The sequence below is a fragment of the Nonomuraea cypriaca genome (assembly GCF_015645445.1).
GTDB classification, from domain to species: Bacteria; Actinomycetota; Actinomycetes; order Streptosporangiales; family Streptosporangiaceae; genus Nonomuraea; species Nonomuraea cypriaca.
This window is the reverse complement of record NZ_JADOGI010000545.1, coordinates 1-966: the sequence shown is the minus strand read 5'-3', so window position 1 is coordinate 966 and position 966 is coordinate 1. Positions and strand designations below refer to the sequence as shown.

The following is a 966-nucleotide window of genomic DNA, read 5'->3' as shown; positions in this document are numbered from 1 at the left end:
CCACGCAGCCCGCCCCGCCGGACGCCGCGCTCCCGCCGGCGTACGCGGCCCCGGCGCTCTTGCGGCCTCGGGGGGATTCGCTTCTGCCCAGCTCGGCCCGCAGCTCACGGCTGCTCGTCTGACCCAGGCCGTACAACGCGACGCGCACGGGCTGGTCGTCGGCGCCCTGGTGCTCGGCCCGCCTGGCGGAGTCGAGCGCGTCCTGACCGGACCGGGTCAGCCTGGCCCGCGTGGCCCGCATGGAGCGCCCATGGGCCACGACGGCGGCCCGCGCCACCACCCCCGCACCCGCGAAGACGATCAGGGCGATGACCGGGAGCTGGTCCGGGCCCTGCGCGATCACCCGTACCACCTCGACCGCGGCACCCGTGAACGCCAGGCCCGCCACCGGCTTGAGCCACTCGGCCAGCCGGTTGACCTGCTCGAAAGCGTTGTCGGCCAGGACCAGGCCGAGACCCGTGAGGTGCTGCTTGAGCGCCTCCATGGCCAGGCTCCTGCTGGTCTCACGCCTGGCCGAGCTCGCGGGTAAGCCCGAGGAGAACGTGACGACGCTCAGCACGCTCTCCTCGATCGGGTCCCGCGCGCCCGCGCGCTTCGCGACCTTGTGCAGGAGCCCTCCGCGGGACACGCGGATGTCCCCCGCCTCCGCCAGGAGCGCGATGGCCGTCTCCGCCACGCGCTGCGGGCCGCCCGCGAGGTAGGCGAGATCGTAGTGGCCGAGGTCGCGCGGGCCGGTGCCGCTCGAAGCCGTGGCGACGCGGGCGCGCCCGCGAATCAGCGCGATGGCGGTACCGATCGTGACCGCCGCCACGAGCACCGAGATGACCAGCAGGATCAAATCCATTTACGGCCTCCCTCCGCCCAGCCCGTCGGGCCGGTTACCGGAAGGACGTATAACGCGGGCATAAGGGTTCCGCCTGTTTGAGCAGAACGAGCAGAAGTCAGCTACCGCCGCCACCGCAGCCC

Annotated in this window: 1 protein-coding gene; it reads right to left on the bottom strand. The window is 73.1% G+C overall.

Features of this window, described 5'->3' with window-relative positions:
- A partial coding sequence (locus ITP53_RS55520) for a TIGR04222 domain-containing membrane protein (RefSeq protein ID WP_195903515.1) occupies window positions 1-844 on the bottom strand: 844 nt, incomplete at its 3' end.
- Window positions 845-966 lie beyond the last annotated feature (122 nt).